Annotated in this window: 3 protein-coding genes; 2 read left to right on the top strand and 1 reads right to left on the bottom strand. The window is 70.7% G+C overall.

Going from position 1 to position 5,367, the window contains the following annotated elements; all coding sequences use genetic code 11:
• A partial coding sequence (locus tag WD250_02400; protein MEX2619048.1) for a hypothetical protein occupies positions 1 to 387 on the bottom strand: 387 nt, incomplete at its 3' end.
• A 414-nt stretch (positions 388 to 801) separates the two neighbouring features.
• On the opposite strand from WD250_02400, the gene WD250_02395 reads away from it, so the two are divergent.
• Both WD250_02395 and WD250_02390 read left to right on the top strand, forming a co-directional pair.
• Positions 802 to 1,752 carry a hypothetical protein gene (locus tag WD250_02395; GenBank protein ID MEX2619047.1) on the top strand — a complete coding sequence of 317 codons (951 nt, stop codon included), beginning with the start codon at positions 802 to 804 and terminating at the stop codon, positions 1,750 to 1,752.
• Positions 1,753 to 2,140: 388 nt separating this feature from the next.
• Positions 2,141 to 5,317 (top strand): sialidase family protein, encoded by a 3,177-nt coding sequence (locus WD250_02390; protein ID MEX2619046.1) that lies wholly within the window; start codon positions 2,141 to 2,143, stop codon positions 5,315 to 5,317.
• Positions 5,318 to 5,367 lie beyond the last annotated feature (50 nt).

Genomic DNA, 5,367 nt, shown 5'->3' with positions numbered 1-5,367 from the left:
CGGCATGACGGCGGTGTGGAACCCCCAACGCGAACCAAACGCAGCGTTCGGGGCCGCCACGTCGGCGACCGCGTACACCAGGTAGTCGCCCGCCGCGATCCCCTCGGGGACCCTGACGGTGGCCGTGAACGTGCCTTCCGCGGTGAGCGGCGTCGTGGCCAGCACCTGCGCACGGTCCCGGTTGACCTCCGCAAGCACGGACGTGTCCTTCGCAGCCCAGCGCACCTGCACCTGGTTACCGTGGAAGGGGTGGTGTCCCTCGCCTCTGGCGACCCACTGGACGTTGCTCACGGTCACTGCCGCCCCTGGCATCACCTCGCTGTGCGATATTTCCATGTGTCGGTTGGCAGAGCACGCCCAGGCCACGCTCATGGCGACGAGCACCATGCCGAGTGCGCCGACCGTGACGGCAAGAGTTCGTTTGGCTGTCACTCCCATAACCACCTCCCTCGGTCGCGACTACGGGCCCGGCATCCGCCGGGGGCTAACGACCGATCTCTGCGATTACAGCACGGCGCGCCTATCAACACAACCGTGTTGGGCATCTTGTTGGGCATCCTCGACCGTCGCAGCCGGCGCCGCCCGGGGAATTCCACTAGAGGCCATACACACCTACATGCTGCTGGCATCCATAGAACAGTCGTTCAGGGCCGATCGATTTCTCCCAAAGGCTTGCCAAGGCTCAAGGTGGGTGCCATGATGGGGCGCATGTTCACCGTGTTCGGGAGAATTCGGCGTCCAGGTCGCTACCCGGCGGCGGGGCTCTCGGATCTCCACCCTACGGAAATACAGGAGTAGCAAATGGCAACGACGACAAGACGACTGTTCGTGGTGGTGCTCGGGGTGTTGGCGGCGTCGATGGCCGCTGCGTCCGTGGCATTCGCCTGCGCCAACCTCACGACCCTGGTGTTCTCCAGCGACACCGCTGAGGCGGGGAGCACGCTCGATGCCCGGATGGACCGCTTCCGCGACGGCGAGGGCTTCAGCGACATCGTCATGACCTTCGAGACCCGCGACGGCGCAGTCCTCTGGAGCGGCCCCGCCGGCGAGGACCGCGGCGCGGACGCGACGATCACCGTCCCCAACGTCGACCCCGGGCACTACGCCTTCGTCGCGACCCAGACCGACGCTGAGGGCAAGCCCGTCGCCGGCGCTCCGGCCCGCGCAAGCCTAGAGATCACCGGTGGCGGCGCCGCCGCCGTGTCGGCGCAGGAGGCCCCCGCAACGGCGGCGGTTCCCGCCTCGGTCGAGGAAGCACCTGCAGCGGCTCCCGCACCTGAGGCCGTTCCCGCACCGGCGACCGCCCCGGCACAGGCCAGCACCGCTCCGGTCGAGACCAGTGCCGCTCCGGCGAGCACCGAGGCCGCCTCGTCGACGCAGGCCGCAGCCAGCAGCGCCCCGGCCGCAGCGCCGGCGCAGCCGGCGACCGAGCAGGGCGCAGCGGCCAGTGCCGCGACGCCTGCCGAGACCACCGCCGCGACGGTGGCCCAGCCGACCGCCTTCGACCGCTTCGCAGCGGTGGAGCGTGCGGCCGCGACCAGCACAGCCGCCACCCTGGCGACCGTGCCTGCGGCGGATGTCGCCGCGGCGCAGCCCGCGGGAGCGTCGGCTGCCGCGCAGACCGCGCTCACCGAGGCCCCCGCACTCGCCAGCACGCTGGCGCTGTGGATGCTCGCCGGGGTGGCAGCCTTCGGGCTGGCCGTCCTCGCGACGCGCCGCCGTGGCTTCGGCATGGCCGTCGCCCGCTTCTAGCACCACGGGCGTGGTCATTAGCTACATAGCATCACCGCAGTAGGCAGGAAGTCAGGCACACAACCGGCACCACGCTGGTTGTGTGCCTTTCTTCGTGTGGCCTGCGGTGCCCCCCCACCCTGGCACCTGGCACGCGCGCCTTCTTGCTCTTTTGTGCGGCAGGCCGTAACACTATGGGCCCCGTCGGCGTCTCAGGCGGGATGACTACTCCCGAGGCCGGACTCCCCGCTGTCCCTGTCCCCCTTCCTTGCCCGGCCTCCATCCACTCCGCCCCCGTCAGCGCGTCCTCACCGCCCTGGCGACGGTGATCCCGCTGTAGCACGGCAGATGTTCGTACCGCACGGCTGCCCTGCAGCCCGTGTCCGCTCGGTCGAAAGGCAACATGCTCATGCGAACCCAGAACAAATCCCGACTGGTCGTGCTCGTCGCGGCCCTGACCCTGAGCCTCGTGGCGACGCTGGTCCCCGCGGCCGCGCAGGACGGCGACACCGCCGCGCAGCAGATCCCCCCCAGCCAGATCCAGGTGGGCGAGAACGTGGTGCTGAAGCACGACGACCCGCGGGCGACGTACGCCCGCGACGGCGTGGGTGTGGCCGTGAACCCCGCGGACCCCGACCACATCGTGATGACCAACAACGACCTCTACGACTTCCGCTGCGAGTACCACACCAGCCGTGACGGTGGCGCCACCTGGAACAGCGGGATCTTGGTCGCCCCCGCCGGCTTCGGGTCGCCCTCGGGTGGTCCAGAGTCGCCGTGCTCGTCGGTCGGGCACGGGACCTCGTCGATGCAGGGCCACAACGCCGTCGCCTTCGGCTCGGGCGGCAACGTGTACGTGGCGTTCTCCTCGGCCCGCTTCGGCAGCGGCACCGAGGAGTGGGGGCTGTCCACGCTCGTGGCGCGCTCGACCGACGGTGGCGACACGTTCGAGACCGCCGTCGAGGCGCTCCCCAGTGACCCGGCCGACTTGACGAACAACGCCCTTCCCGGCCTGGCCGTGCACCCGGGCAGCGGCGGCAGCAACGACCGCGTCGTCGTGCAGGCGGAGGACGGCTCGGGCGCCGATGACTCCCCGACGCCGCGATCGCTGGTGGCCGCGGTGTCGACCGACAGCGGCCAGACGTTCTCGCCCCGCGTCGCGGTGAACGAGGGCATGGCGGTCCGGGAGACCTCCATCGCCGTCAGCCCCGACGGCACCTTCCACGCCACCTGGCGCACCCGCGACAACCCGGGCTCGATCTACGCCGCTCGCTCCACCGACGGACTGGCCTGGGAGCAGACCGAAGCGGTTTCCGACGTGTGGGGCTACCGGGTCAACAACCCCGATGACCCCGCGGAGCCCGAGGTCAACTTCTCCAGCTCCAACTACCCGCGTAACGCCGCGGGCCCCGACGGCACCGCCTACATCACCTGGATCGAGGGTGAGCCGGACCCGGACGTGGCGCCCAGCGGCGACGTCGAGGGCCAGGACCACTTCATCCACCCGGAGGCGGGCGTGTACGTGGCCGCCTCCACCGACGACGGCGTCACCTATGGCGACCCGGTGCGGGTCAACGACGTGATCACCGCCAACGACGGCAACATCTGGAACCAGACGCGCCACCCTTCGGCGTCGGTCGCCCCGGACGGCACCCTGCACATCGTGTGGCAGGACCGCCGTCACTGGTACCGCGGCTGCCAGCACACCCACGCCTACTGCAACGAGGGTCGCCTCGGCGACACCTACATCGCGAACTCGACCGACGATGGGGCGAGCTTCTCCGAGGACGTGCGGGTGAGCGACCGCACCCAGAACAACGAGATCGGCTCGGACTACCGCCAGGGCGTGTACTGGACGTACGCGCCGGTCGCCGCCCCCCTGGGCAACGACGAGGTGTTCGTGGCCTGGATGGACTCGCGCCGCGGTGACTTCACCGACGACAAGCTCGACATCTACTACGCCAAGGTCGACCTCACGGGCGGCGGGGAACCCACCCCCCGCCGTCACATCCCCGCGTCGGATGTCGCCAACCTGTCGGTCGCGCTCGCCCGTCAGAGCCACCCGGGCGGTTCCGAGGCCACGCTGATCAGCACCTTCGCCACCGAGCCGTGGTCGCGCCTGGTCGTCGTGAACGACGACGACCCGGCACTCGCGGCAGCCGGCGGCGTGCTCGCCCGGGCCTACCTGGCACCGGTGCTCGCCACACCCGCCGGCGGACTCACCGCTCGCCTGGAAGAGGAAGTCGGGCGGTTGGACCCCCACCGGGCCTTCGTGCTCGGTGACGCCAGCGCGGTCAGCAACCAGGTCGTCACCGACCTGGAGGGCTCGTCGGACCTGGGAGCAGCCGACATCACCCGCTTCGACGGGTCGCCGGCGGAGATCGCGGCCGCGATGGCGCACGAGATGGACTTCCGCCGGGAGGAGATCCGTGACCAGTACGAGTGGCGTGGCCCGGACGACCCGGCCTTCACCTCGGTCGTGATCGCCAACCCCGAGTCCGACGAGGTCGCGACGGCCGCGGCACTGGCGGCCAACCGCCGGCTGCCCATCCTGTTCGTGGAAGAGAACTCGGTGCCGGCCGCGACGGCCGCCGCACTGACCGACCTCAACATCGACGACGTCCTGGTCGTGGGCGGTCCGTCAGCGGTCAGCGACACGGTGCTGGGCGACCTGCCCAACGCGACACGCATGGGCGGCGCTGACGTCGCTGCGACCTCGCAGGCGGTCACCCAGGTGGCGCTCGCCCGAGGCCTGCCGTCCAACGTCGTGTACGTGAGCGACAGCGACGACCCGATGGGCTCTGCCCTGGCCGGCTCGGCCGTGGGCCGCATCAGCGGTCTGCACCTGGCGACGCCTGGTGCCGACGTCGATGCCGCGGCGGCCGCGCTCGGCAACGAGGCGAGCAACGTTGACCGCTACGTCGTCATCGGCGGCGTCGAGACCCGTCAGCTGCTCAGCTGGGCCTGCCCCGCCGGGGCGGTGCCTGGAGCCGGGTTCACCGACATCAACGGCAACACCCACGAGACGGCGATCGACTGTGCCGCCTGGTACGCGATCACTCTCGGCCTCGGGGAGGGCCTCTACGGCCCCTCCCAGACCGTGCGCCGTGACCAGATGGCGTCGTTCATCGCGCGCCTCATCGACCACGCCAAGCCGGGCCTGCTGCCGGCGGCGACCGGGGCGAACCCGTTCCCGGGTGACGTGACCGAGGACAACACCCACTTCGATGCCATCCGCCGCCTGGCGGCGGCGGACATCGTCCTCGGCCTCGGGGGCGACGAGTACGGCCCGTCCCAGAGCGTGCGCCGTGACCAGATGGCGTCGTTCATCCACCGGGCGATCGCGTTCGTCGACACCAGCGGTGAGATCCGCAACGAGGAGGACTTCTTCAGCGATGTGGGACCCACCCACGAGGAGAACGTGAACGCGCTGGCGTCGCAGGGCATCGTGCTCGGCGTCGGCGGGGACGAGTACGCCGCCTCCAACGCGGTGCGCCGTGACCAGATGGCGTCGTTCGTCCTGCGCGGACTGGACTTCCTGGTCCAGGGCACGCAGGCACAGCTGCCGGTGCTGACGACCCGCTAGTCCCGGTCGTCGGGTAGGACCGTGGGGGGGGGGCCCCGGGGGCCCCCCCC

Source organism: Egibacteraceae bacterium, assembly GCA_040905805.1.
Classification (GTDB): domain Bacteria; phylum Actinomycetota; class Nitriliruptoria; order Euzebyales; family Egibacteraceae; genus DATLGH01.
This window is presented reverse-complemented; position numbering and strand designations above follow the sequence as displayed.

Bases quoted from the DNA above. Each gene is read 5' to 3' on its own strand.
- WD250_02395 (MEX2619047.1), top strand. From the start codon at position 802: ATGGCAACGACGACAAGACGACTGTTCGTGGTGGTGCTCGGGGTGTTG.
- WD250_02390 (MEX2619046.1), top strand. From the start codon at position 2,141: ATGCGAACCCAGAACAAATCCCGACTGGTCGTGCTCGTCGCGGCCCTG.